Source organism: Mycobacterium sp. SMC-8, assembly GCF_025263565.1.
In the GTDB taxonomy this organism is placed as follows: Bacteria; Actinomycetota; Actinomycetes; order Mycobacteriales; family Mycobacteriaceae; genus Mycobacterium.
The window spans coordinates 1,484,793-1,507,907 of sequence record NZ_CP079865.1 but is presented as its reverse complement, the minus strand read 5'-3'; the positions used below and the strand labels follow the sequence as shown (position 1 = coordinate 1,507,907).

At 68.9% G+C, this 23,115-nt stretch carries 17 protein-coding genes and 2 pseudogenes; 7 read left to right on the top strand and 12 right to left on the bottom strand.

The genetic code is table 11. The features are described 5' to 3' along the window. Positions 1-65: 65 nt before the first annotated feature. Positions 66-1,517 carry a CCA tRNA nucleotidyltransferase gene (locus KXD97_RS07410; protein ID WP_260756107.1) on the top strand — a complete coding sequence of 484 codons (1,452 nt, stop codon included), beginning with the start codon at positions 66-68 and terminating at the stop codon, positions 1,515-1,517. A 6-nt stretch (positions 1,518-1,523) separates the two neighbouring features. Continuing rightward, positions 1,524-2,024, top strand: coding sequence for a pullulanase (locus KXD97_RS07405; RefSeq protein WP_260756106.1), 501 nt, complete (start codon positions 1,524-1,526; stop codon positions 2,022-2,024). A gap of 18 nt (positions 2,025-2,042) precedes the next feature. Here the strand turns inward: KXD97_RS07405 and KXD97_RS07400 are convergent, their stop codons facing one another. Both KXD97_RS07400 and KXD97_RS07395 read right to left on the bottom strand, forming a co-directional pair. Further along, positions 2,043-2,828, bottom strand: a complete 786-nt coding sequence (locus KXD97_RS07400) for a TIGR03084 family metal-binding protein (RefSeq protein WP_260756105.1) — start codon at positions 2,826-2,828, stop codon at positions 2,043-2,045. 10 nt (positions 2,829-2,838) lie between these two features. Then, complete coding sequence (locus tag KXD97_RS07395; protein WP_260756104.1) at positions 2,839-4,122, bottom strand: MFS transporter; 1,284 nt, start codon at positions 4,120-4,122, stop codon at positions 2,839-2,841. A 122-nt stretch (positions 4,123-4,244) separates the two neighbouring features. Between KXD97_RS07395 and KXD97_RS07390 the strand changes: the two genes are divergently transcribed. Continuing rightward, the gene (locus KXD97_RS07390; RefSeq protein WP_260756103.1) at positions 4,245-4,850 is read left to right on the top strand and encodes a YqgE/AlgH family protein; all 606 of its coding nucleotides are present in this window, start codon (positions 4,245-4,247) and stop codon (positions 4,848-4,850) included. Between the two features lie 13 nt (positions 4,851-4,863). Here KXD97_RS07390 and KXD97_RS07385 read toward each other — a convergent pair whose 3' ends face one another. Next, complete coding sequence (locus KXD97_RS07385; RefSeq protein WP_260756102.1) at positions 4,864-5,235, bottom strand: hypothetical protein; 372 nt, start codon at positions 5,233-5,235, stop codon at positions 4,864-4,866. Positions 5,236-5,274: 39 nt separating this feature from the next. Beyond that, positions 5,275-6,225 carry an LpqN/LpqT family lipoprotein gene (locus tag KXD97_RS07380; RefSeq protein ID WP_260756101.1) on the bottom strand — a complete coding sequence of 317 codons (951 nt, stop codon included), beginning with the start codon at positions 6,223-6,225 and terminating at the stop codon, positions 5,275-5,277. Positions 6,226-6,400: 175 nt separating this feature from the next. Here KXD97_RS07380 and leuS point away from each other — a divergent pair, with 175 nt between their 5' ends. Together leuS and ctaD are read left to right on the top strand one after the other, a co-directional pair. After that, entirely contained in the window at positions 6,401-9,301 is a 2,901-nt protein-coding gene (leuS, locus tag KXD97_RS07375; RefSeq protein ID WP_396884782.1) for a leucine--tRNA ligase, read from the top strand. 84 nt (positions 9,302-9,385) lie between these two features. Then, positions 9,386-11,131 carry a cytochrome c oxidase subunit I gene (gene ctaD / locus KXD97_RS07370; protein ID WP_260756100.1) on the top strand — a complete coding sequence of 582 codons (1,746 nt, stop codon included), beginning with the start codon at positions 9,386-9,388 and terminating at the stop codon, positions 11,129-11,131. A gap of 11 nt (positions 11,132-11,142) precedes the next feature. On the opposite strand, the gene KXD97_RS07365 is transcribed toward ctaD, so the two are convergent. After that, entirely contained in the window at positions 11,143-11,808 is a 666-nt protein-coding gene (locus tag KXD97_RS07365) for an SDR family oxidoreductase (RefSeq protein ID WP_260756099.1), read from the bottom strand. Positions 11,809-11,863: 55 nt separating this feature from the next. Between KXD97_RS07365 and KXD97_RS07360 the strand changes: the two genes are divergently transcribed. After that, the gene (locus KXD97_RS07360; protein ID WP_260756098.1) at positions 11,864-13,204 is read left to right on the top strand and encodes an amylo-alpha-1,6-glucosidase; all 1,341 of its coding nucleotides are present in this window, start codon (positions 11,864-11,866) and stop codon (positions 13,202-13,204) included. A gap of 4 nt (positions 13,205-13,208) precedes the next feature. Here KXD97_RS07360 and KXD97_RS07355 read toward each other — a convergent pair whose 3' ends face one another. From KXD97_RS07355 to KXD97_RS07330, 6 genes and pseudogenes are all read right to left on the bottom strand, one after another. Continuing rightward, positions 13,209-13,649: a MarR family winged helix-turn-helix transcriptional regulator gene (locus KXD97_RS07355; protein ID WP_260756097.1), complete on the bottom strand. Its 441-nt coding sequence runs from the start codon at positions 13,647-13,649 to the stop codon at positions 13,209-13,211. Between the two features lie 82 nt (positions 13,650-13,731). Next, complete coding sequence (locus tag KXD97_RS07350) at positions 13,732-14,472, bottom strand: amino acid ABC transporter ATP-binding protein (protein WP_260756096.1); 741 nt, start codon at positions 14,470-14,472, stop codon at positions 13,732-13,734. Next, the gene (locus KXD97_RS07345; protein WP_260756095.1) at positions 14,472-16,268 is read right to left on the bottom strand and encodes an ABC transporter substrate-binding protein/permease; all 1,797 of its coding nucleotides are present in this window, start codon (positions 16,266-16,268) and stop codon (positions 14,472-14,474) included. Before KXD97_RS07345 ends, KXD97_RS07350 begins: the two co-directional genes overlap by 1 nt. Positions 16,269-16,329: 61 nt before the next feature. Next, positions 16,330-16,992, bottom strand: coding sequence for a GntR family transcriptional regulator (locus tag KXD97_RS07340; RefSeq protein ID WP_260756094.1), 663 nt, complete (start codon positions 16,990-16,992; stop codon positions 16,330-16,332). Positions 16,993-17,044: 52 nt separating this feature from the next. Then, a pseudogene (locus tag KXD97_RS07335) lies at positions 17,045-17,852 on the bottom strand (LLM class F420-dependent oxidoreductase). An 81-nt stretch (positions 17,853-17,933) separates the two neighbouring features. Beyond that, positions 17,934-20,029: pseudogene (locus tag KXD97_RS07330) on the bottom strand (PhoX family protein). A 203-nt stretch (positions 20,030-20,232) separates the two neighbouring features. Between KXD97_RS07330 and KXD97_RS07325 the strand changes: the two are divergent. After that, on the top strand, positions 20,233-22,185 hold the full coding sequence (locus tag KXD97_RS07325; protein ID WP_260756093.1) for an Ig-like domain-containing protein: 1,953 nt from the start codon (positions 20,233-20,235) through the stop codon (positions 22,183-22,185). On the opposite strand, the gene KXD97_RS07320 is transcribed toward KXD97_RS07325, so the two are convergent. Next, entirely contained in the window at positions 22,159-23,067 is a 909-nt protein-coding gene (locus KXD97_RS07320; protein ID WP_260756092.1) for an alpha/beta fold hydrolase, read from the bottom strand. The two genes, KXD97_RS07325 and KXD97_RS07320, sit on opposite strands and share 27 nt — an antisense overlap. Positions 23,068-23,115 lie beyond the last annotated feature (48 nt).

Sequence of the window (23,115 nt, the reverse complement as noted above, 5' to 3'; positions counted from 1 at the left end):
TGAACGGCGGTTCTCGCCGCACTCGCCGGTCGGTGACATCGCCGTGACCAGTAGGCTCAGCGGACGTGCCCGACCCCACCTCAGATGCTGAACTGCTGGCGGCAGCGCAGGTTGCGCTGAACGCCCACGCCGCGGTGCTGCGTGAGGTGGGCCGGCTGTTCGCCGAGCACGGCCACGAGCTCTATCTGGTCGGGGGCAGCGTGCGGGACGCGCTGCTCGGCCGGCTCGGCTCCGATCTGGACTTCACCACCGACGCCCGGCCCGACCAGATGCTGCCCTTCCTGCGCGGCTGGGGTGACGCGCTGTGGGACACCGGTATCGACTTCGGCACCCTCGGCGTCGGCAAGCGCGGCGACCGGCTCGAGATCACCACGTTCCGGGCCGACACGTATGACCAGGTGACCCGCCATCCCGAGGTGCGCTACGGCGACAACCTCGCCGACGACCTGGTGCGCCGCGACTTCACCGTCAACGCGATGGCGGTCCGCATCACCCCCGACGGTCCGGCCGAGTTCCTGGATCCGCTCGACGGGCTGGCCGCGTTGCGCCGCGCGGTGCTCGACACCCCCACCGAACCGGAGGTGTCGTTCGGCGACGACCCGTTACGCATGCTGCGCGCGGCCCGGTTCGTGTCGCAGCTCGGCTTCGAGGTGGCGCCCAGGGTGCGGCAGGCCCTCGAGGAGATGGCTCCTGCGCTGGGGCGCATCACCGCCGAACGCGTGGCGGCCGAACTCGACAAGCTGCTGCTCGGCGCCGACCCGGTCGCCGGCGTGGACCTGATGGTGCAGACCGGTCTCGGCGAGGTGGTGCTGCCCGAGGTCGGCGCGATGCGGATGGCGATCGACGAGCATCATCAGCACAAGGACGTCTACCAGCATTCGCTGACCGTGCTGAAGCAGGCGATCGACTTGGAAGGGCCCGACGGTCCGGACCTGGTGCTGCGCTGGGCGGCGCTACTGCACGACATCGGCAAGCCGGCGACTCGCAGGCACGAACCCGACGGCGGCGTCAGCTTCCACCACCACGAGGTGGTCGGCGCCAAGATGACCCGCAAGCGGATGCGGGCGCTGAAGTACTCCAAGCAGACGATCGCCGACGTATCCCAGCTGGTGTATCTGCATCTGCGGTTCCACGGATACGGCGACGGGCGTTGGACCGATTCGGCGGTGCGCCGCTACGTCACCGACGCCGGACCGTTGCTGAGCCGGCTGCACAAGCTGGTGCGCGCCGACTGCACCACCCGCAACAAGCGCCGCGCGGCGCGGCTGCAGGCCAACTACGACGACCTGGAGCAGCGGATCGCCGAGCTGGCCGCCAAGGAGGACCTGGCGCGGGTGCGTCCGGACATCGACGGCAACGAGATCATGCAGATCCTCGGCATCCCGCCGGGCCCGGAGGTGGGGCAGGCATGGAACCACCTCAAGGAGCTCAGACTGGATCGCGGTCCGCTCGACCACGACGAGGCCGTCGCCGAACTACTGAAGTGGTGGAACGAGAAGGGCGGCACCGGCGTCTGATCAGGTATGGAGTACTGCCTGGGTGACGCCGACGGCTCGGCCGCCATGTGGACGGTCGACCCCGACGGCGATCTCGACGGTGACGGTCTGCTCGATTCGGTCGCACTCGACCTCGACCACGACGGTCTGACCGACGACGTGTTGGCCGACCTCGACGGGGACGGCACCGCCGATCACGCCGTGCTCGATCTGGACGGCGACGGTGTTCCGGAGGCCTACTTCACCGACGACGGCATGGGCACGTGGACGGTGGCCGCCGACCGCGGCGGTGCGGCGCTGCGGTGGTTCGGCCTGGACGGCGCCGAACATCCCGCGACCGCGACGACGGTGGATCTCGACGGTGACAGCACGCCGGAGCGGCTGGCCGACGCCGACGGCGACGGGGTGGCCGACCGGGCAATCGGCGCCCGGCACGCGTGGGTGGACACCGACGGTGACGGCAGATGGGACGTGCGGCTCACCGATGCGGACGGCGACGGCGGCGCCGACTCCGCCGAGTACCTGTGACCCGCACCGCGCATGGCGTCAGCCCCGACCGGCTCCCGGCGGTCCGGCGAAGGCCTGCGCGATCGTCAGCCACTTCTGCGCGTCCGGTCCGACCGCGACGATGTCGAGCGCCGACCGGGGCCGCCGCTGGGTGACGAGCATGCAGAAATGCTCCGCCGAGCCCGTCACCTGTTGGGCGGCGTCCTCGGGTCCCCACGTCCACTCGGGCTCGTCGGCTCCGGGCGGTGCGGATAGTTTCACGTGGAACGGTTCCGGCGGCGGGGTCAGACCGTGCACGGTGTACGCGAAATCCCGGGTCCGCACCCCGATGTGGGCGATCGACCGCAGCCGCGCCGTCGGGGGGCGTGTCACGCCGAGCGCGTCGGCGACGTCCAGGCCGTGCGCCCAGGTCTCCATGAGCCGTGCGGTGGCCATCGACGCCGCGCTCATCGGCGGTCCGAACCACGGCAGCTTGCGGCCGTCGGGCACCGTCAGCAGCGCATCGTGCAGTGCGGTACGGGTCGCACGCCAGTCGACGAGCAGCTCGGCCGGCGGGGTCGCCGCGAGCTCTTCGGCACCAGCGTCGACGAAGCCGGCCGGATTCTTCGACGCCTCGGTGAGGACGGACGCGAAGCCGGGCTCATCGGTCACCGACAACAGAGCCACCCGGTCGGTCCACAGCAGGTGCGCGATCTGATGGGCGATCGTCCAGCCCGCAGCGGGCGTGGCCAGCGACCACTGCTGCGGCGGCAGTGACGCCACCAGCACGTCGAGCTCATCGCTCTCGTCGCGCAGGTCGCTGACCATCGGGGCTGCTCCGGCCATGCGGCTCACCCTAGCCGGGCAGCCGCCCGCGCCGACCGGTGATCGCGTGCAGGGCCAGCCCCACCAGATAGAGGGCCACCCCGGCCAGAGCCAGTCCTACCGAACGCCCGCCGGGCGGGATCACGAACGCCGCCCCCGTGATCGCGAGGATGAACGCCACCCAGAACAACGAGTCCTGCACCGCGAACAGGTGACCGCGCAGCGCGTCGTCGACGTCGATCTGCATCGCGGTGTCCGCGCACAGCTTGACCACCTGGCCCGCCGCACCCAGCAGAAAGCCGCACACGATCATCACCGGCAGATGCAGCGTGGCGCCGACCAGCTGAACGGCCGCGGCGAAGGCCAGCGCGCCGTTCGGGGTGGCGTAGCGTCCCCACTTGCGCACCAGCGCCGGCGTGAGGATCGTGGCGAGGAACTGCCCGGCGCCCCCGGCCGTGACGAACAGAACCGTGGTGCCGAAGCCGGCCACCGTGGTCGCGTCCGTGTGGCGCACCATCACGAGCACCAGCAGCGTGTTGATGCCGAACACCATGCGGTGCGCGGCCAGCCCCGACAGCGTCGCCGCGACCGACGGGACGGCCGCGACGGTGCGGGCGCCGTGCAGCCAGCCGGTGGCCACCGCGTAGAGCACCGAGCCGTGCACCGCGCGCACGCTGTCGTCGGGCCCCAGCAGCCGGGGCGGGAACCGCATCGACAGCCACAGCGCCACCCCGACCGGCACGGCGACCAGAAAGATGATGATCGACGCGCCCACATCGCCGGCTCCGAACCACCAGCGCGGCAACAGCATGAAGATCGCGCCCGCGAATGCGGCCACCGACGACGTCGCGGTCGCCACGGAGTTCATCGCGATCACCTGCTCGCGGGGCACCACGTGCGGCAGCGCCGCGCTCAGCCCTGAGGACACGAAGCGGGTGAAACCGTTGGCCAGCAACGCGCTCAACAGGATCGGGATGTCGGAGCGGCCGGCGGCCAGTAGCGTCCCGACGCCGAGCACCACCACCAGCCGGCCCAGGCTGGCGCCGATGAGCACCAGCCGGCGGTCCCAGCGGTCGAGCAGCGCGCCGGCAAACGGGCCGAGCAGCGAGTACGGCAGGAACAGCACCGCGAACGCGGCCGCGATCGCCCACGGCTCGGCCTCACGCTCAGGGTTGAACAGAATCGCCCCCGCGATCCCGGCCTGGAACAGGCCGTCACCGAACTGGCTGACCGCGCGCAGCTCGAGCAGTCTGCGGAACTCGGGCAGGGTCCGCACCGTACGCCACAACGTCCGGGCGGCACGGTCGTCGGGCACGGATGTCACGTCCTGTTGGCGGGCTGAAGCGGAATCTGAGGGCAACCCGACCACAGTACAAATATCGAGATGCGGTGCGCTGGTCTGCCACCATCACGCGGCCGTGGTGACATGATGGTCGAATGGCGCAACCCGAGGATCCGGAGGACTTCGTCGCACCTGCGGCACACCGGGTTCGCGCGGGCACACTGCTGTTGGCCAACACCGATCTGCTGGAGCCCACCTTCCGGCGCAGCGTGATCTACGTGGTCGAGCACAACGACGGCGGCACCCTGGGCGTGGTGCTGAACCGGGCCAGCGAGACCGCGGTTTACAACGTGCTGCCGCAGTGGGCCAAGCTCGCGACCAAACCCAAGACGATGTTCATCGGAGGCCCGGTCAAGCGGGACGCCGCACTGTGCCTGGCGACGGTGCGCGTGGGCGTCGACCCGAGTGCGGCGCCCGGACTGCGGCATGTGCAGGGCCGGGTGGCGATGGTCGACCTCGACGCGGATCCCGACTCGATCGCACCGATGGTCGAGGGGGTGCGGATCTTCGCCGGTTACTCGGGCTGGACCATCGGCCAGCTTGAGGGCGAGATCGAGCGCGACGACTGGATTGTGTTGTCGGCGTTGCCCTCTGATGTTCTGTCCGAGCCGAAGGTGGATCTGTGGGCCCGGATCCTGCGCCGGCAGCCGCTGCCGCTGTCGCTGCTGGCGACCCACCCGATCGACCTGTCGCGCAACTAGCCTCTCGGGTGCTCTAGCGGTCGCAGGACAGCGTGCACGTCCCGCATCCGCTGCCACCGCCGCTGCCGCAGCCACCCCCGGCCACCGCGGCCTGCTGCGCGTTGCGCCGCGCGACGGCGGTCGCGGCCTGCCAGCACCCTGCCGCGACGGTGCCGATCGCGCCGGCCACACAGACCACCAGGATCACCACCGACAGCGGGGCGGTCGCCGTCAGGGCCACCACGGCGCCGGCGCCCAGCATCACGGCGGCGGCCAACTGGGTGGGCGCCACGGCGCGCAGCACCTGCTGGACGTAATCGGTGGACGGGCGACGCGTCAGCGACCATGCGCCCAGCGCCGCGGTCCCCACGGCCGCGCACAGACTCAACACGGCAGCGACGAACATGGGCTTCAGAATACGGTGCCGGTGATGGGCCGACGCCGTCTATCCCTGCAGTCCCAGCAACTGTGGCGCGGGCGCCACGGCAGGAACGGCGGGAGCCGGGGGCGGCGCCGCGGGCAGCGGGGCCGCAGGTGCGCCGGCAGGCGGTGCGGCCGGGGCCGAGCCCGGCACGCTGACCTTGAAGCCGTTGACGATGGCCTCGGTGGCGTCCGCAGCGGCGACCACCTGGTCGACGCTCGTGGTGACCGAAAGCGACACCAGGTAGTGGTCGGGGCCCGCGGCGGCGATGACATGGCGGCGGGATGTGTTCAGCGTCATGTTGTTCTCGCGGTAGGTGCCTTCGATCAGCGAGGACGGCATACCGCCGAAATCGGCGAGCGACGCGTCGGTGGTGCGCCAAGCGGGCAGCTTCTGGCTGTCGATGAAGCCGTGGCTGATGGCCTCCTTGGGGTCGAACGCGCCGACCAGCTTGTACACCACCACCTGGGCGTTCGAGGAGTACAGGCCGTTGCCGCCGATCCGGTCGGCGAGCACGGCGAACGCGTCCGGAACGTTCGGGTCCGGGATGTGTTCCCAGCCCCGCGGCTTGGGCAGCACGATGTTGAGCGCCTGGAAGCCCTGGCTGGACTGGGGCTCCATCGTGACGCCCTTGGCGGCGAAGAACTCGCTCAGCGTGCCCGAGGTGGCCGGGGCGATCGTCGAGACCGGACGCGGCGGCACCGCGGGGGCCGACGGCGCGCTGATGCCGGCGGGCACAGCGGCCGCGCCGCCGGTGGCCGGCGTCACACCCGGGGTCGGGAGGGGCTGGGGTGCGGCGTTGGGCGTAACCGTGACGGTCTGCGTCACTGTGGCAGGCGCGGGCAGCGGGGGCTGCGGCAGCATCGGCTGGGCCGACGCCGTCGTGGCTGTGATGCTCAGCACCCCGGCGATGCCGACGGCGCAGGCACCTAGGCCACCTGCCAGAACCCGCCAGTGACGGGCGATTTCGCTCATCGAGTGCAATCCTTCCCAACGCTTGAGGGTTGTCAGGCGAGCAATGTATCCATGGCCGATCAAGCCCCACCAGGGCTGGAATCGACCTGGGATCAACCTCTGATACATCCGCAACGGAACCGAGACCTGCCCGTGGCCGGGAAATCGGCGAAGCGGGTGCTTATACCCTGGTGGGGTGACTGAAACGCCGACTGGACAGCCCGCTGCAACAGAGTCCTCGCGCGAGCGCTCGTCCGGTGACACTGACACCCCGGTGCACCGCTATACCGCGGAGCTCGCCGGGGAGATCGAACAGGCCTGGCAGCAGCGTTGGTCGAAGAACGGCACGTTCAACGTCGCGAACCCGGTCGGATCCCTGGCGCCGGCCGACGGCGGTGAGGTGCCCGCCGACAAGATGTTCGTTCAGGACATGTTCCCGTACCCGTCGGGTGAAGGCCTGCACGTCGGGCACCCGCTCGGCTACATCGCCACCGACGTGTACGCCAGGTACTTCCGGATGACTGGCCGTAACGTGTTGCACGCGTTAGGTTTTGACGCTTTCGGCTTGCCCGCCGAGCAGTACGCGATCCAGACCGGCACGCATCCGCGCACGCGTACCGAGGCCAACATCGTCAACTTCCGCCGCCAGCTGGGGCGGCTGGGTCTGGGCCATGACTCGCGGCGCAGCTTCTCCACCACCGATGTGGAGTACTACAAGTGGACCCAGTGGATCTTCCTGCAGATCTTCAACGCGTGGTTCGATCCGGAGGCCGGCAAGGCCCGCCCCATCGCGGAGTTGATCGCCGAGTTCGAAAACGGCACCCGGCAGGTCGGCGACGGGCGCGCCTGGGCGGAACTCGATGCCGCCGACCGAGCCGATGTGGTGGACGCCCACCGCCTGGTGTACCTCACCGACTCGGTCGTCAACTGGTGTCCGGGCCTGGGCACGGTGCTGGCCAACGAGGAGGTCACCGCCGACGGGCGCAGCGAGCGCGGCAACTTCCCGGTGTTCCGGAAACGGTTGCGGCAGTGGATGATGCGCATCACCGCGTATGCCGACCGGCTGCTGGAAGACCTCGACGTGCTGGACTGGCCGGACAAGGTCAAGACCATGCAGCGCAACTGGATCGGCCGCTCGACCGGCGCTTCCGTGCTCTTCGGCACTGACGCCGGTGACATCGAGGTGTTCACCACCCGTCCGGACACGCTGTTCGGTGCGACATACATGGTGCTGGCCCCCGAACACGATCTGGTGGACCTGCTGGTCGCCGACGAGTGGCCCGCCGGCGTCGATGAGCGTTGGACGTTCGGCGCGGCCACTCCGCGTGAGGCGGTCGCGGCCTACCGGGCGTCGATCGCGGCGAAATCCGATCTGGAGCGGCAGGAGAACAAGACCAAGACCGGCGTGTTCGTCGGCGCCTACGCGACGAATCCCGCCAACGGACAACAAGTTCCGGTGTTCATCGCCGACTATGTGCTGGCCGGGTACGGCACCGGCGCGATCATGGCGGTGCCCAGCGGCGATCAGCGTGACTGGGACTTCGCGACCGAGTTCGGGCTGCCGATTGTGGAAGTGGTCTCCGGAGGCGACGTCTCGAAGGAGGCCTACACCGGCGACGGGGTGATGGTGAACTCCGGCTTCCTCGACGGTCTCGACGTGGCCGCCGCCAAGCAGGCGATGACCGAGCGGCTGGCCGCGCACGGGCGGGGACGGGCGCGCGTCGAATACAAGCTGAGGGACTGGCTTTTCGCCCGGCAACGGTACTGGGGCGAGCCGTTCCCGATCGTCTACGACGAGGACGGGCGGGCGCACGGGCTGCCCGAGCACATGCTGCCCGTCGAACTGCCCGACGTGCCGGACTACTCGCCGGTGCTGTTCGACCCGCAGGACGCCGGCAGTGAGCCGTCCCCGCCGCTGGCCAAGGCGACGGACTGGGTCAACGTCGAACTCGACCTCGGCGACGGGCTCAAGAAGTACACCCGCGACACCAACGTGATGCCGCAATGGGCGGGCAGCTCCTGGTACGAGCTGCGCTACACCGACCCGCACAACGCAGAAGCCATGTGCGCCAAGGAGAACGAGGCGTACTGGATGGGGCCTAGGCCGGCCGAGCACGGTCCGGACGATCCGGGTGGCGTCGACCTGTACGTCGGTGGGGTCGAGCACGCCGTGCTGCACCTGCTGTATTCGCGGTTCTGGCACAAGGTGCTCTACGACTTGGGGCACGTCAGCTCCCGTGAGCCCTACCGTCGGCTCGTCAACCAGGGCTACATCCAGGCGTTCGCCTACACCGACTCGCGGGGAGCCTACGTGCCGGCCACCGAGGTCACCGAGCGCGACGGCAGGTTCTACTGGCTCGACACCAGCGGCGGCACCCCGAGAGAAATCGAGGTGAACCAGGAGTTCGGCAAGATCGGCAAGAGCCTGAAGAACTCGGTGTCGCCGGACGAGATCTGCGACAACTACGGCGCCGACACGTTGCGGGTGTACGAGATGTCGATGGGCCCGCTGGAGGCATCACGGCCGTGGGCGACCAAAGACGTCGTCGGCGCGCACCGCTTCCTGCAACGCGTGTGGCGGTTGGTCGTCGACGAGGAAAGTGGGGCCACCCGGGTGTCGGACGCCGGGTTGGACGACGAGACCCTGCGGTTGCTGCACCGCACCATCGCCGGGGTGGCCGATGACTATGTGGCACTGCGCAACAACACCGCCGCGGCCAAGCTGATCGAGTACACCAACCATCTGACCAAGCAGTCGGTGACGGCGCGGGCGGCGCTGGAGCCGCTGGTGCTGATGGTGGCCCCGCTGGCGCCGCACCTGGCCGAGGAGTTGTGGAGCCGGTTGGGACACGAGACCTCGCTGGCGCACGGCCCGTTCCCGGTGGCCGACGAGCGCTATCTCGTCGAGGACACCGTCGAGTACCCGGTGCAGGTCAACGGCAAGGTGCGCGGCCGTGTCACCGTCGCCGCCGACGCGCCCGCGGACGCGGTGGAGGCCGCCGCGCTGGCCGACGAGAAGGTGATTGCCTTTCTGGACGGAAAGACCCCGAAGAAGGTCATCGTCGTCGCCGGCCGGCTGGTCAACGTCGTCGCCTGAGAAGCGCCCAAAACAGGTGCGGAATCGGGAGTAGAGCGCGCATCCTTGGGTATCTGGCCGCTGCCGGATGCCGGAGGAGAAGCCATGGCCGTCGAAGCCCCGAACCTCGTCAATATCACGCCGCGGCGGCCGTTCCCGGCCCGACTGGGACCCAAGGGCAACCTGGTCTACAAGCTGGTCACCACCACCGATCACAAGCTGATCGGCATCATGTACTGCGTCGCGTGCTTCACCTTCTTCCTGGTGGGTGGGCTGATGGCGCTGTTCATGCGGACCGAGCTGGCGTCGCCGGGTCTGCAGTTCCTGTCCAACGAGCAGTACAACCAGCTGTTCACCATGCACGGCACGGTGATGCTGCTGTTCTACGCGACGCCGATCGTGTTCGGATTCGCGAACCTCGTGCTGCCGCTGCAGATCGGCGCACCCGACGTGGCGTTCCCGCGGCTCAACGCGTTCTCGTTCTGGCTGTTCCTGTTCGGCGCGCTGATCGCGATGAGCGGGTTCCTGGTGCCCGGCGGCGCGGCGGACTTCGGCTGGACCGCGTACGCGCCGCTGTCCGACGCGATCCACTCGCCCGGCCCGGGCGGAGACCTGTGGATCATGGGCCTGGCGCTCAGTGGCCTCGGCACCATCCTGGGCGGGGTCAACATGGTCACCACCGTGGTGTGCATGCGTGCGCCGGGCATGACGATGTTCCGGATGCCGATCTTCACCTGGAACATCCTGGTGACCTCGCTGCTGGTGCTGCTGGCGTTCCCGATCCTGACCGCGGCGCTGTTCGGGCTCGCGGCCGACCGGCATCTCGGCGCACACGTCTACGACCCGGCCAACGGCGGGGCGATCCTGTGGCAGCACCTGTTCTGGTTCTTCGGCCACCCCGAGGTGTACATAGTCGCGCTGCCGTTCTTCGGCATCGTCAGCGAGATCTTCCCGGTGTTCAGTCGTAAACCGATCTTCGGCTACACCACGCTGATCTACGCCACCCTCGGTATCGGCGCGTTGTCGGTGGTCGTGTGGGCCCACCACATGTTCGCCACCGGCGCCGTGCTGCTGCCGTTCTTCGCGTTCAGCACCTATCTGATCGCGGTTCCGACCGGCATCAAGTTCTTCAACTGGCTCGGCACGATGTGGAAGGGCCAGTTGACGTTCGAGACACCCATGCTGTTCTCGATCGGTTTCCTGGCGACGTTCCTGCTCGGCGGCCTGACCGGCGTGCTGCTGGCCAGCCCGCCGCTGGACTTCCACGTCACCGACAGCTATTTCGTGGTGGCCCATTTCCATTACGTGCTCTTTGGCACCATCGTGTTCGCCACGTACGCCGGGATCTACTTCTGGTTCCCGAAGATGACCGGCCGGCTGCTCGACGAACGGCTGGGCAAGCTGCACTTCTGGCTGACGTTCATCGGTTTCCACACCACGTTCCTCGTGCAGCACTGGCTCGGTGACGACGGCATGCCGCGCCGCTACGCGGACTACCTGCCCAGCGACGGGTTCACCCCGCTCAACGTGGTGTCGACCATCGGCGCGTTCATCCTCGGCCTGTCGATGCTGCCGTTCGTGTGGAACGTGTTCAAAAGCTGGCGCTACGGTGAGCCGGTCGTCGTCGACGATCCGTGGGGCTACGGCAACTCGCTGGAGTGGGCCACCAGCAGCCCGCCGCCGCGGCACAACTTCACCGAGTTGCCCCGGATCCGCTCCGAGCGTCCCGCGTTCGAGCTGCACTACCCGCACATGGTGCAGCGGATGCGCTCCGAGGCCCACGTGGGCCCGCACGCCACGGCGTTGGAATCCGGGGAGGGTTTCGGCCCGCGCACCGAGCCCGACCGCTAGCGATTCCGGCGTCAGCGGGGCCGGACGATGACCTCGTGGATGTGCGCGTCGGGCGGGGCGTTGATCGCGTCGGCGGTCACCTTCGCGACCGTCTGCGGGCGCAGGAACTGGTCCGGTTCGTAAGGGCGGCCCTCGTAGGCGACCAGGTCCTCCTGCATCGGGGTCGCGATCCGGCCGGGATGCACCGACGTCACGCGCAGTGCCGGCTCGTCGGCGCGCAACGACTCGGCGAAGCCGCGCAGCGCGAACTTGCTGGCCGTGTACGAGGCAAGTCCGGGCGAGGCCTTGATGCCCGCACCGGAGTTGATGAACACCACATGCCCGCCGGCGGCGCGCAGCGCGGGCAGCAGTTCCAGCGTCAGCGCCACCGTGCCGATGACGTTGACGGTCATGGTGGCACGCCATTCGTCGATGTGGGATTCGCCGACCCGGCCGGGGTAGGACACCCCGGCGTTGTGAATCAGCACGTCGAGCTCGACGATCGGTTCGACGACCGCGGCCATCGAGTCGGGATCGGCGAGGTCGACGGGCCAGGTGGTGGCGCCGAGCCGTTCGGCGACAGCGTCGAGCCGGGACGACGGCCGCCCCGCGAGGAACAAGGTGTGCGTGGGCGCCAGCGCGTCGGCGAGGGCGGCTCCGAGGCCGCCGGAGGCCCCGGTGATCATGGCGGTCGGCACACCGACGACCCTACCGACCTGCGGACCGGGCGAAGTCGTCGCATCATGGGGGGCGATGCCGCACGACCCGAGCTTCACCTCCACCCAACTGGCCGCCCGCGCCGCCTACTTGCTGCGCGGCAACGACCTCGGCGTGATGACCACCGCCGCTCCGCTGCTGTACCCGCACATGTGGAGCTGGGACGCGGCGTTCGTGGCGATCGGGCTGGCGCCGCTGTCGGTGGAGCGTGCGGTGGTGGAGCTGGACACGCTGCTGTCCGCCCAGTGGCGCAACGGCATGATTCCGCACATCGTGTTCGCCAACGGCGTCGACGGGTACTTCCCCGGCCCGGCCCGCTGGGCCTGCTCGGCGCTGGCGGCCGACGCACCGCGCAACCGGCACACCTCGGGCATCACCCAGCCGCCGGTGCACGCGATCGCGGTGCAGCGCATCCTCGACCACGCGCGCAACCGGGGCCGCTCGACGCGGGCGGTCGCGCAGGCGTTCCTGGACCGGCGGTGGAACGACCTGGTGCGCTGGCACCGTTGGCTGGCGGAATGCCGCGACCAGAACGAGCGCGGCCGGGTGACCCTCTACCACGGCTGGGAATCCGGGATGGACAACTCGCCGCGCTGGGATGGCCCGTACGCCAACGTGATTGCGGGGGAAGTGCCGGAGTACCAGCGCGAGGACAACAAGATCAACACCGACGCCACCCAGCGGCCGTCGGACATGGAGTACGACCGCTACCTGTGGCTGCTCGAGGAGATGAAGGCTGCCCGCTACGACGACCAATTGCTGTCCAAGACCGTGAGTTTCGCCGTCGAGGACGTCTTCGTCTCCGCGATTCTGGCAGTGGCGTGCCAGGTGCTGGCCGAGATCGGGGAGGACCACAAGCGGCCCAACGCCGACGTCAAGGACCTGTATGCGTGGGCCGAGCGTTTCCGGTCCGGCGTGGTCGCCACTGCCGACCAAAGAACAGGTGCGGCAAAGGATTACGATGTTCGCGCGGATAAGTGGATCGCGACCGAGACGGTGGCGCAGTTCGCTCCGCTGCTGTGTGGCGGCCTGCCGCACGAGCGGGAACGGGCGCTGCTGAGGCTGCTCGAGGGGCCGCGGTTCTGTGGCCATCCCGACCTGGCGTACGCGCTGATCCCGTCGACCTCACCGGTTTCGCGGGACTTCCGTCCGCGCGAGTACTGGCGAGGCCCGGTCTGGCCGGTGATGACGTGGCTGTTCTCGTGGTGTTTCGCGCGCCGCGGCTGGGCGGAACGGGCGGCGACGCTGCGGCGGGAAGGGCTGCGCCAGGCCAGTGACGGGACCTTCGCCGAGTACTACGAACCGTTCACCGGCGAGCCGCTGGGCAGCATGCAGCAGTCGTGGACCGCCGCGGCGGTCCTGGATTGGCTGGGCTGAACCGTTATTCGGCGATGCGCTCGAGGGGTGCCAGCGCCTTGGACAGCGCGTCGAGCTCCTCCTCGCTGAGCTTGCTCAGCAGCGCCGCGAGGTGAGCGCGCCTGGACTCCAACGCTTCCCGGTGCTGCTCGAGGCCCTCGGGGGTGATGTCGACGAGCACGGCCCGCAGGTCGGACGGATCGCGGTCCCGCTTGACCAGCCCGAGCTTCTCCAGCCGGCGGATCGCCACCGTGGTGGTCGGCGTGCGGACCTTCTCGTGGGCGGCGAGCTCGGTCATCCGCATCGGGCCCTGATCGAACAGCGTGAGCAGGATCGACAACTGGGCCAGGGTCAGGTCCCCGGAGGTCGCGGTGCGGCCGGTGTGACGCATGACCGACAGCACCTTGGACAGCACTCGCTGCAATTCGCTGGCGAGCTCGCTGACGCGGGCGTCGGTCGGCACCATAATTCAGGCAGTCTAACCGCTACGGGTCCGACAGGTTGAGGTGTCGCGGGATTTGACGAACGTGTCGATGTAGCCGGATCGCTTAGAGGACCTGGGACAGGAACCGTCGCAGCCGGTCGGTCTCGGCGCTTTCGAACAGCTGCTCAGGAGGCCCGGTTTCGACGACCTGACCGTGGTCCATGAACACGACGGTGTCGGCGGTCGACCGCGCGAAGCCCATCTCGTGGGTGACGACCACCATCGTCATCCCGTCGGCCGCGAGGTCGGCGATCAGTTCCAGCACCCCTTTGACCAGCTCCGGATCCAGGGCCGAGGTGGCCTCGTCGAAGAACATCACCTCAGGCGACATCGCCAGGGCACGGGCGATCGCCACACGTTGCTGCTGCCCGCCCGACAGCGTGGCGGGACGGGCGTCGGCCTTGCTGCGCAGCCCTACCCGATCCAGTTGCGCCAGCCCGAGTTCGCGGGCCTGTTCGGCGCTGAGCCGCTTGAGCTTGCGCGGGGCCAGGGTGACGTTGTCGAGCACCGTGCGGTGCGGGAAGAGCTGGAACTGCTGGAACACCATGCCGATGCGCTGCCGCAGCTGATCCGGGTTGTCCCGCAGCACCGACCGCCCGTCGAGCAGGATGTCGCCCCGGTCCGGTTCGTAGAGCCGGTTCAGGGTGCGCAGCAACGTGGACTTGCCCGATCCGGACGGTCCGATCACCGCGGTGCTGGATCCCGCGGCCACGTCCAGGTCGACGCCGCGCAACACCGCGGTTTTACCGAATGACAGGTGAATGTCCTTGGCGGTCAACGAGACCGGCTGCGTCTCGGTCTGCATCAGTTCATCTCCTGGGAGGTGGCGAGCACCAGCGGGTCCTCTTCGTCACGCTTGCGGCCACGGCGCAATCGGGTGTCGATGTAGTTCACCAGATGGGTCAGTGGGATCGTCAGCGCAAGGTAGAACAACCCCGCGGCCACCAGGGGTGACAGGTTGCCGGTCTGGGCGTTGAGGTCACGGCCCACCTGGAAGAGCTCACGCTGGTGGGCGACCAGACCGAGGAAGTAGACCAGCGAGGACGCCTTCAGCAGCGAGATGAACTGGTTCATCAGCGCCGGCAGTACCCGCCGCACACCCTGGGGCACCACCACCAGCCGCATCGAGGTCGCGTAGCTGAAACCCAGTGCGCGGGAGGCCTCCAGCTGCCCGGGATCCACGCTCTGGATACCGGACCGGAAGATCTCACCGACGTAGGCGGCTGCCATCAGCCCGAGGGCGGCGATACCGAGTGGGAACGGATTGTTCCCGGTCAAATGACCGACGACGGGGCCGAGGCCGAGCCCGATCAGCAGGATGATCACGACCTCGGGCAGGCCCCGGAAGATGTCGGTGTAGACCCGCGCGGGCCAGCGCAGCCATCGTGATTTCGAGATGCCCGCGATGGCCAGCGCCATGCCGAGGATCAGCCCGATGACGCTCGCCGCGACGGTCAGGATCAGGGTGTTGGGCAGACCCGTCTTGAACAGGTCCGGGATGGCCTGCTTGTACAGATCCCAATCCAGAAACGACGCCGCCAGCTGGGACAGCGTCGACTTCGGTTGCACGGGAGCCGCCGGACCTTGCGCGGTCTGGTGCTGCGCGGCGATGGCGTTGAAGTCGGGCAGCTGCGGTGTCGGGGCGGCCTTGGATCCCGGTTTCCAGCCCGGCGGTAGCGCGCGTGGTACCCACTCGGTGTAGAGCCGCGCCCAGGTGCCGTCGGCGATGATCGCGTCCAGGCCCGAGTTCAACGCGTCGATCAGCGGCTGGTTGTCAGACGCCACCGCCCAGGCGATGAAATTGTCCAGGCTGAAGGTGTTTTCGATGATCTCCACCGGATCGGCGGCCTGGACCGTGCCCTGCGCCTGCTGCGACGGCGCCACCCACGCGTCGATCTGCCCGGTCTTGAGGCTCGCGTAGACGGTGTTGTAGTCGGGGAACTTCACCGGCTGCAGGCCCAGCGTGTCGATGACGTAGGCCTCCTGCACGGTGCCCTGTACGACGCCGATGCGTTGCCCGGGCGCCAACTTGTCGAAGCCGGTGATGGCCGAACCCCTCGGAACGACGAGGGAGAAGTAGCCGAAGTCGTAGCCGTTGGTGAAACCGACGGTGCGGCGACGGGCCTCGGTGGTGGTGATCGACGACGATCCGACGTCGAACCGGCGGGAGGCCACCTGCGCCAGTAGCCCGGAGAACTCTGTGCCCACGAAGTTGATCTGCAGGCCGAGCTTGCCGGCGATGGCTCGTAGCAGCTCGTTGTCGAAGCCGGTGAACTGCCCGGCAGAGTTGATGCAGATGCTCGGCGGTGCGTCGGACAGGGTGCCGACGGTCAGGACGCCCGGCTGCCCGAGCCCGAGCGCGTTGACGTCGACGGACTCCAGCGGCTGCACGGTCGCGGTGGTGTACTTGTCCGCCGCGGGTCCGCTCGCGGCGGCGGCGAGGTTGGTGGGCAGCGCGCTGGCGCTCTCGATGCCCGGCGGGGTGCACTGGTCCACCTGCGCCCCGGCCGGCGCGGCCATGGCCATCGCTGCGACCATTCCGATGATCAACGCCAGGACGAAACTCTTCACGGTCGTGCGCAGTACCCGCAAGCAGTTCATTCCAAGCAACGTAGCGCCCAGCCCGAGCGTGCCGGCGGATTCGGCTCAGCGAGAGCCGTCTCTAGACGAGCCCGCAACCGAACACACCGCGCCGCACCAGCTCAGCCAGCAGGATCGCGGCCATCACCTCCGCGCGTCCGGCGCATGCGGCCCGCGCGGCGTCCGGTGCGCCGGCGCGGATCGCGGCCAGCTCGGCCTCGTAGGACGGCAGCAGCCGGTCGCGGCCTTGCGTGTAGGACTGCCAGAACGCATGCGGGATGAAGGTCTGCGAGGACTCGATCGCGGCCTGCAGCCGGGGACCGGCGTAGGTGTCGGTGATCATGGTGCGGAACCTGTTGGCGTGCAGGTCGAACTGCCGGGCGTCCCGGCCGTCACGCATCTGCGCCAGTTCGGTTTCCAGCTCTGCGAGCACCGTGGGGTCGGCGGCGGCCGCCGCGCGCGCGGATGCCGCGCCGCTGAGGAGTCCGTAGAGCTCGTGATGCTCCCGCAGCGTGGCCTCGTCGAATCTCTCGACGTACGCGCCGCGGTGGTAGCGGGTGGACAGGATGCCGTCGTGTTCGAGCTGTACGACGGCCTCCTGGACCGGAACCCTGCTCAATCCGAGCTCGTGGGCAATCTCGTTGCGGTCCAGGCGATCTCCGGACCTGAGCCGGCCGGTCAGCACCATGTCGACCACGTGGGACACCACGAGATCCTTTTCCTTCACCCCGTACTTCTTGGGCATGGCGGCGCCAGTGTCTCACGGCGCCCACCCCCGCTGGGGCGGATCCGCAGCTTCAGGCCCCGGCGTCGGTCCGGTCGCGCCAGCGGCACAGTGCTTCGGCCTGGCCGAGGTCGTAGTCGGGGCCGTTCACCCCGACCGTAAGCAGCGTGATGCCCAGTGCGCGCAGCGCCTCGGCGTTGTTCACCAACGCCTCGTAGTCACGCCCCTCGACACCGGCGGACCTCTCGATGGCCGCCGGGTCGCGGCCGACGTCGGCGCAGTGGCGCGCCAAGATGTCGGCCTTGCGTGGGTAGCTCTGGCTGTCGGAGAACGAGTGCCAGACGTCGGCGTGCTGGGCGACCAACCGCAGGGTCTTTTTCTCCCCGCCGCCGCCGATCAGGATCGGGATGTCCCGGAGGGGCTGGGGGTTGAGGGTGGCCATCCGGGCTTCGATTCGCGGCATCGCGGTGGCGAGGTCGTCGAGCCGGCTGCCCGCGGTGCCGAACTCGTAGCCGTATTCGTCGTAGTCCTTTTGTTTCCAGCCGGAGCCGATACCCAGGATGAGCCGGCCGTCGGAGATGTGGTCGACGGTGCGGGCCATGTCGGCCAGCAACTCCGGGTTGCGGTAGGAGTTGCAGCTGACCAGCGCGCCGATCTCGATACGCGAGGTTTGCTCGGCCCACGCGCCGAGCATGGTCCAGCATTCGTAGTGCGCGCCCGTCGGGATCACCGTAGAGCGGGAAGAAGTGGTCCCAGTTGAAGGCGACGTCGACGCCGATGTCCTCGCAGCGGCGCAGCGCGTCGCGGAGATGGTCGTAACGCCGGGAATGCTGGGGCTGCAGTTGCACGCCGACACGGAGCGAGCGGTTCGGGGAGGTCATGGCCTCCCGAGTTTCCCGCGACGAGAGGACACAAACTCACGGCCGCAGCGGGCCCCGGTACGCGGCGCGCCGAAAGCCGCCCTACACACCGATATTGCCGTCGTCCTTCCACACCACCACCACCGATGGCCGCGCGGTTCCGTTGCCGCCCTCGGGCCAGCGGGACTGCGGGCTGTCGATGCTGTTCTCGTCACTCTCGCCGGGGTGCTGCACGCACACCGTGACCAGTTCGTCGGTGACGACGGGCCCGCAGGTCTCCGCGCCGAGCGGCACGGTCAGGAACTGTTTGGTCTCACCGCGGTGCGGTCCGTCCAGCGCGACGGCGAACAGACCGTCATTGGAGTCCAGCGCGTTGCCGTCGGTGGAGATCCACAGGTTTCCGTGACTGTCGAAAGCGAGGTTGTCCGGACAGGAGATCGGACTGACCTTCGACTTGTCGAAGCCGCCGTAATACGTGTCGGCCGCGGCCGGGTCACCGCAGACCAGCAGCAGTTCCCAGGTGAAGTCGGTGCCGGCGTGGTTGTCGGTGATCTCCAGAATCTGCCCACTCTTGTTGTCGTTACGGGGATTCGCCGCGTCTGCGGGCGCCTCACCGGATGCCCCGCGCTTGCTGTTGTTGGTGAGCGCGACGTACACCTTGCCGGTGGCGGGGTTGGCCTCGAAGTCCTCCGGGCGGTCCATCTTGGTGGCGCCGGCCTTGTCGGCAGCCATCCGGGTGAACACCGCGGCCTCCGCGGCAGTGATGCCCTCGATCAGCGACTCGGCACCGTCAGGTCCGGAGCGCAGCAACGGAATCCACGTCCCGGTGCCGCGGAAGGTCCCCGTCGCCGGGAGGTCCCCGGAGCCGTCGATGTCACCTCCGGGGATGTCGCTGGAGAGTTTCGCGACATACAGCGTGCCCTCGTCCAGGATCCCCATGTTGTGCGCCATCGCGGCCGGGTCGTACCCACCTCCTGCCGCTCCTGCGCCACTCCGCATCTTGCGACTCGAGACGAACTTGTACATGTAGTCGAAGCGCTCGTCGTCGCCGGTGTAGGCGACCACGGTGCCGTCCGCGGTGACGTGAATGTTGGCTCCCTCGTGCTTGAACCGCCCCAACGCCGAATGCTTGACCGGTGTGGACTCCGGATCCCACGGATTCAGCTCGACCACGTAGCCGAAGCGGTTCACCTCGGTGGGTGTCGCGGCCAGATCAAACCGGGGATCGAAGTTCTCCCAACGCAATTCCGACGGTTCCAGGGCCACGCCGTAGCGGTCGTGGCGATCGGCGTCGACCGGTCCCAAAGCCGTGGTCCCTTCGGGTGCGCCGAAGTAGGTGTGGAAGTTCTCCTCCCCGGAAAGCACGGTGCCCCAGGGGGTGACACCGCCGGCGCAGTTCGCGATGGTGCCCAGCACGGTGCGTCCCTCGGGGTCGGCGGCGGTCCTGACGAAATCGGTGCCCGCGGCGGGCCCGGTGATCGTGAACGGGGTGTCGGCGGTGACGCGCCGGTTGTAGCGGCCCATCACCGGCCGCAGACCGCCGTCGGGCGTGCGCTGCACCTCGACGACGCCCATCCCCATCGACGCGATCTCGATGTCGAACTGCTCGCGGGTCGGAGCATCCGCGTCATACCCGGGGAACATGAATTGCGGTGTGGCGTATTCGAAGTTGGTGACGAGCAGGAAGTGACCGGGCTGCCCCTCGATGGGCAGCAGGCCGGCGAAGTCGTTGTTGAATCCGAATTGGCCGCGTTGGGCGGCGCCACTCTGGTTGCGGACGTCGAACTCGGGTGCGCCGGGCAGGACGGGGTCGCCCCAGCTGATCACCACGGCCTGCCGGTAGCCGTCGGCGACGACGACGGCGTCGTCGCTGTTGGGCGCGACGGACGCGAAGTTCATCCCGGCCGGTGGTGCGGACGGCGCGCCGCGGTCGCCGAGGAGGAGCTCGGCGCCGGCGCGGAGGTGTTCGAGCACGCGGCCAGAACCGAGCCGGTGCCCACGGCCAGCACCGCCACTCCGCCCGCGTGCAGCAGCGACCGCCGCGACACGGCCGCGGCGATGTCGCCGAAGTACTCGTTGTCGCTCGTGTTCGGCACCGGCTTGGAGCACGCGTCGCCGCATCTGTGCACGCAGGTCACGCGTTGGCGCTTGGACTTCCCGTTGTGGGTGAGGAAAAGGTTCAGCGGCACGAGCGCCATGGCCTCGGGTATCCCTTCGACGTGAACTCCGGCCGCGGGCTGGGCGGCCGGACCAGCGGGAAGTTACTGGAGCCGGGCCAGCGGAAGGCAACGCGCAGGTGAACACTCGACGACGCGTGGCGCGATATGGCAGCCGAATTTGCTCCACCCGGCCTCGCAACCGGGTATCGTTCCTGCCGACTCAAATAACGGGGGGGTAAATAGTGACTGTTGCGCGGGGAAACCAGAAGCCAGGACGGCGCTCTCGCCACGCTCGCCGAGCCGAGGGCTTCGCGGTACGCCGGTGGCTGCAACTCGGCGCCGCATCCGCAGGGATGGGCGCCGCATTGCTGGGGTACTCGCTGTTGAGCCCGCAGGTCGGCGTCGCCGGCGCGGAGACCGGTGACACGTCCGCGGTGTCCACGGGCGCGTCGACGTCGGACGCGGCTGAACGCGACGGCACCGCGAGCGATACCACCGGCACGGACACGGACACCGAGACGGCGACCGACGACACCGACGTCGACACCGACGTCGGGGGGCCGGCCGGTGAAGACGACAACGAGGCCGTCATCGACGACACCGCCGAGATCCCCGACGGCGACGCCACCGGTGGCACCGCGAGCGACGACACCGACGCCCAGGACGCCGCCCCCGACACCGTCGCGGACTCCGATTCCGTCGTCGTTGACGCACCCGCCGAGCCGGTGCCCGGGTCCGATCGCCAGGCAGCCGATGAATCAGTGGCGCCGGCATCGGCCGAGCCCACCGACGATGCACCGGCCGTGGAAACCGGAGCAACGCAACACGATTCGTCGGCACAGTTCGTCAGCGCGCAGTTGTCCGCGCCCACGGTGCCCGCACCTCGGCGCACGTGGCGCGAGATCGTCGGCGACTTCCTGGACAAGTGGACGGCGGACACCCAGGCCTGGATCGACTCGCGGGACGTCGACGACGAGACCAAGGCGCGGATGGAGGCCAACTTCCTCGCGATGCGACGCGCCTTGTTCAACCAGGCGCCCACGGTGGAGCCGATCCAGATCACCGGCAAGCTGACCGGGGCGATCACCGGCACGCTGGCAGCGGTCGACGCGGACGGCGACCGCCTGGTGTACCGGGTCGTGCGCGCGCCGCGGGAAGGTTCGTTGCAGCTCAACCAGGACGGAACCTACACCTACACACCGGATTCGGACTTCGACGGTGTCGACACCTTCCGCGTCGTGGCGATCGACGTCGGCCTGCACATGAACCTGCTCGATCTGTTCCGCCCGATCGGCACCCGGGTCAGCCCGCTGATCAACCAGGGCGCGATCAAGTTCGACTTCCAGTACAACACCGGTGCCGAGTACTGGACCGAGGACCGTCGCGGTGCCCTGCAGGACGCGGCCGATGCGCTGATCGTGTACTTCGTCGTGGGTAAGCCGGTGGTGCTCACCTACAACGTCACCGGGATGGAGGACGCCGAGTCGTCCACGCTGGCCTCGGCGGGCAGCAACCTGATCCGGACCGGCGCCGGCTTCTGGCGCACGGTGGTGCAGAACAAGCTGCTCACCGGCTACGACTCCAACGGCAGTGCCGCCGACGGCCGGATCACCTGGAACTTCGGCGCGGGGTGGGGGCTCGGTGAGGACGTCGACGACGGCGACTTCGACTTCGCCTCGACGGCGATGCATGAGCTGTTGCACTCGTTCGGGTTCCTGTCGTTGATCGGCGAGGCCGGCGACAACGACAACACCTACTGGACGGTCTTCGACAGCTTCGTCGTGAATGAGGACGGCCGGCGGCCGATCAACCGCCGCTACCGTTTCGACAGCGACTTCGACCCGATCCTCACCGGCGAGGACGGCGGCATGTGGTTCGGCGGGTACCACGCCGTCAAGGCGTACGGGGGGCTGGTCCCGATCTTCAGCCCGGATCCGTGGAACGAGGGCAGTTCGGGAAGCCACCTCGACGATTTCACGTTCAGCGGCGACGACCAGTTGATGATGAATGCCCAGACGGGCACCGGCCCGGGCGTCCGGGTGTTGAGCGCGATCGAGATCGGCATCCTGCGCGACCTCGGTTACCAGGTGGATGAGCTGGACCCGCAGACATCACCGTTCGCGATGGCGCTGCTCGGTGTGGTGTTCCTGGGCCGGCTGCGCAGGAAGTCAGCCGGCGAGCACGCCGCGCAGTAGCTCGATCAACGCCACCGGCTGGTCGCTCTGCACCGAGTGACCGGAGTTGTCGACGATGTGAACCCGCCGGAAGCCGGGTGCGGTCCTGGCGAACGCGTCGGCGTCGTCGTCGTTGACGAAGAACGAGTTCGCGCCGCGGATCAGGGTGGTCGGTGTGGTCAGGCGAGGCACGTCGTCCCACAGGTTCTCGAAACCTTCGCCCCGGCGGATGCTGTCGTAGCGCCACGTCCAGGTGCCGTCCTCGAGGCGCTTGGCGTTGTGGAACACCCCGCGCCGCAACGAGTTCCGGTCACGGTGCGGGGCGGCGGCGACCGTCACCTCGAGCATCGCCTCGAACGACGGGAATGTCCGGTCGCCCTGTACCAGCGCGACGGTGCCCTTCTGCGCGTCGGTCATCTCGGTGTGCCGCTCGGGCGCCGACGGTGTCACGTCGACCAGCACGAGGCGGCGCACCAGCTCGGGCGCGGTCACCGCCACGCGCAGCGCGGTCAGCCCGCCCAGCGACATCCCGACCACCAGCTCGGCGTCGGAGGCAAGGTCGCGGATCACCGGCTCGACGGCGACCGCATTGAGTTTCGGGCCGTAGTCGCCGTCCTCACGCCACGCCGACCGGCCGTGGCCGGGCAGGTCGATGGCCAGCGCCGGGACACCGAGGCCGACGATCACCGAGTCCCAGGTGTGCGCGTTCTGCCCGCCGCCGTGCAGGAACACCACGCGCGGTGCGCCGTCGCCGTACCGGATCGCGCTCACGGGCCCGGCGCCGATGCGCTCGGCCGGCGGCACCGTCGTCGCACCGACCTGCTCGGCGTTCTCGGGCAGCAGCGCGAACTCGTCGAGGTCGGCGACGGCAGCAAGGAAGACATCGTCGGGGATCTCCGCCATGGCCTGACAGTACGACCCGCAAAATTCGGGTGCGACAGAAGGTGCCGG

Bases quoted from the DNA above. Each gene is read 5' to 3' on its own strand.
- KXD97_RS07405 (WP_260756106.1), top strand. From the start codon at position 1,524: ATGGAGTACTGCCTGGGTGACGCCGACGGCTCGGCCGCCATGTGGACG.
- KXD97_RS07400 (WP_260756105.1), bottom strand. From the start codon at position 2,828: ATGGCCGGAGCAGCCCCGATGGTCAGCGACCTGCGCGACGAGAGCGAT.
- KXD97_RS07390 (WP_260756103.1), top strand. From the start codon at position 4,245: ATGGCGCAACCCGAGGATCCGGAGGACTTCGTCGCACCTGCGGCACAC.
- KXD97_RS07385 (WP_260756102.1), bottom strand. From the start codon at position 5,235: ATGTTCGTCGCTGCCGTGTTGAGTCTGTGCGCGGCCGTGGGGACCGCG.
- KXD97_RS07380 (WP_260756101.1), bottom strand. From the start codon at position 6,225: ATGAGCGAAATCGCCCGTCACTGGCGGGTTCTGGCAGGTGGCCTAGGT.
- ctaD (WP_260756100.1), top strand. From the start codon at position 9,386: ATGGCCGTCGAAGCCCCGAACCTCGTCAATATCACGCCGCGGCGGCCG.
- KXD97_RS07360 (WP_260756098.1), top strand. From the start codon at position 11,864: ATGCCGCACGACCCGAGCTTCACCTCCACCCAACTGGCCGCCCGCGCC.
- KXD97_RS07355 (WP_260756097.1), bottom strand. From the start codon at position 13,649: ATGGTGCCGACCGACGCCCGCGTCAGCGAGCTCGCCAGCGAATTGCAG.
- KXD97_RS07350 (WP_260756096.1), bottom strand. From the start codon at position 14,472: ATGCAGACCGAGACGCAGCCGGTCTCGTTGACCGCCAAGGACATTCAC.
- KXD97_RS07345 (WP_260756095.1), bottom strand. From the start codon at position 16,268: ATGAACTGCTTGCGGGTACTGCGCACGACCGTGAAGAGTTTCGTCCTG.
- KXD97_RS07340 (WP_260756094.1), bottom strand. From the start codon at position 16,992: ATGCCCAAGAAGTACGGGGTGAAGGAAAAGGATCTCGTGGTGTCCCAC.
- KXD97_RS07320 (WP_260756092.1), bottom strand. From the start codon at position 23,067: ATGGCGGAGATCCCCGACGATGTCTTCCTTGCTGCCGTCGCCGACCTC.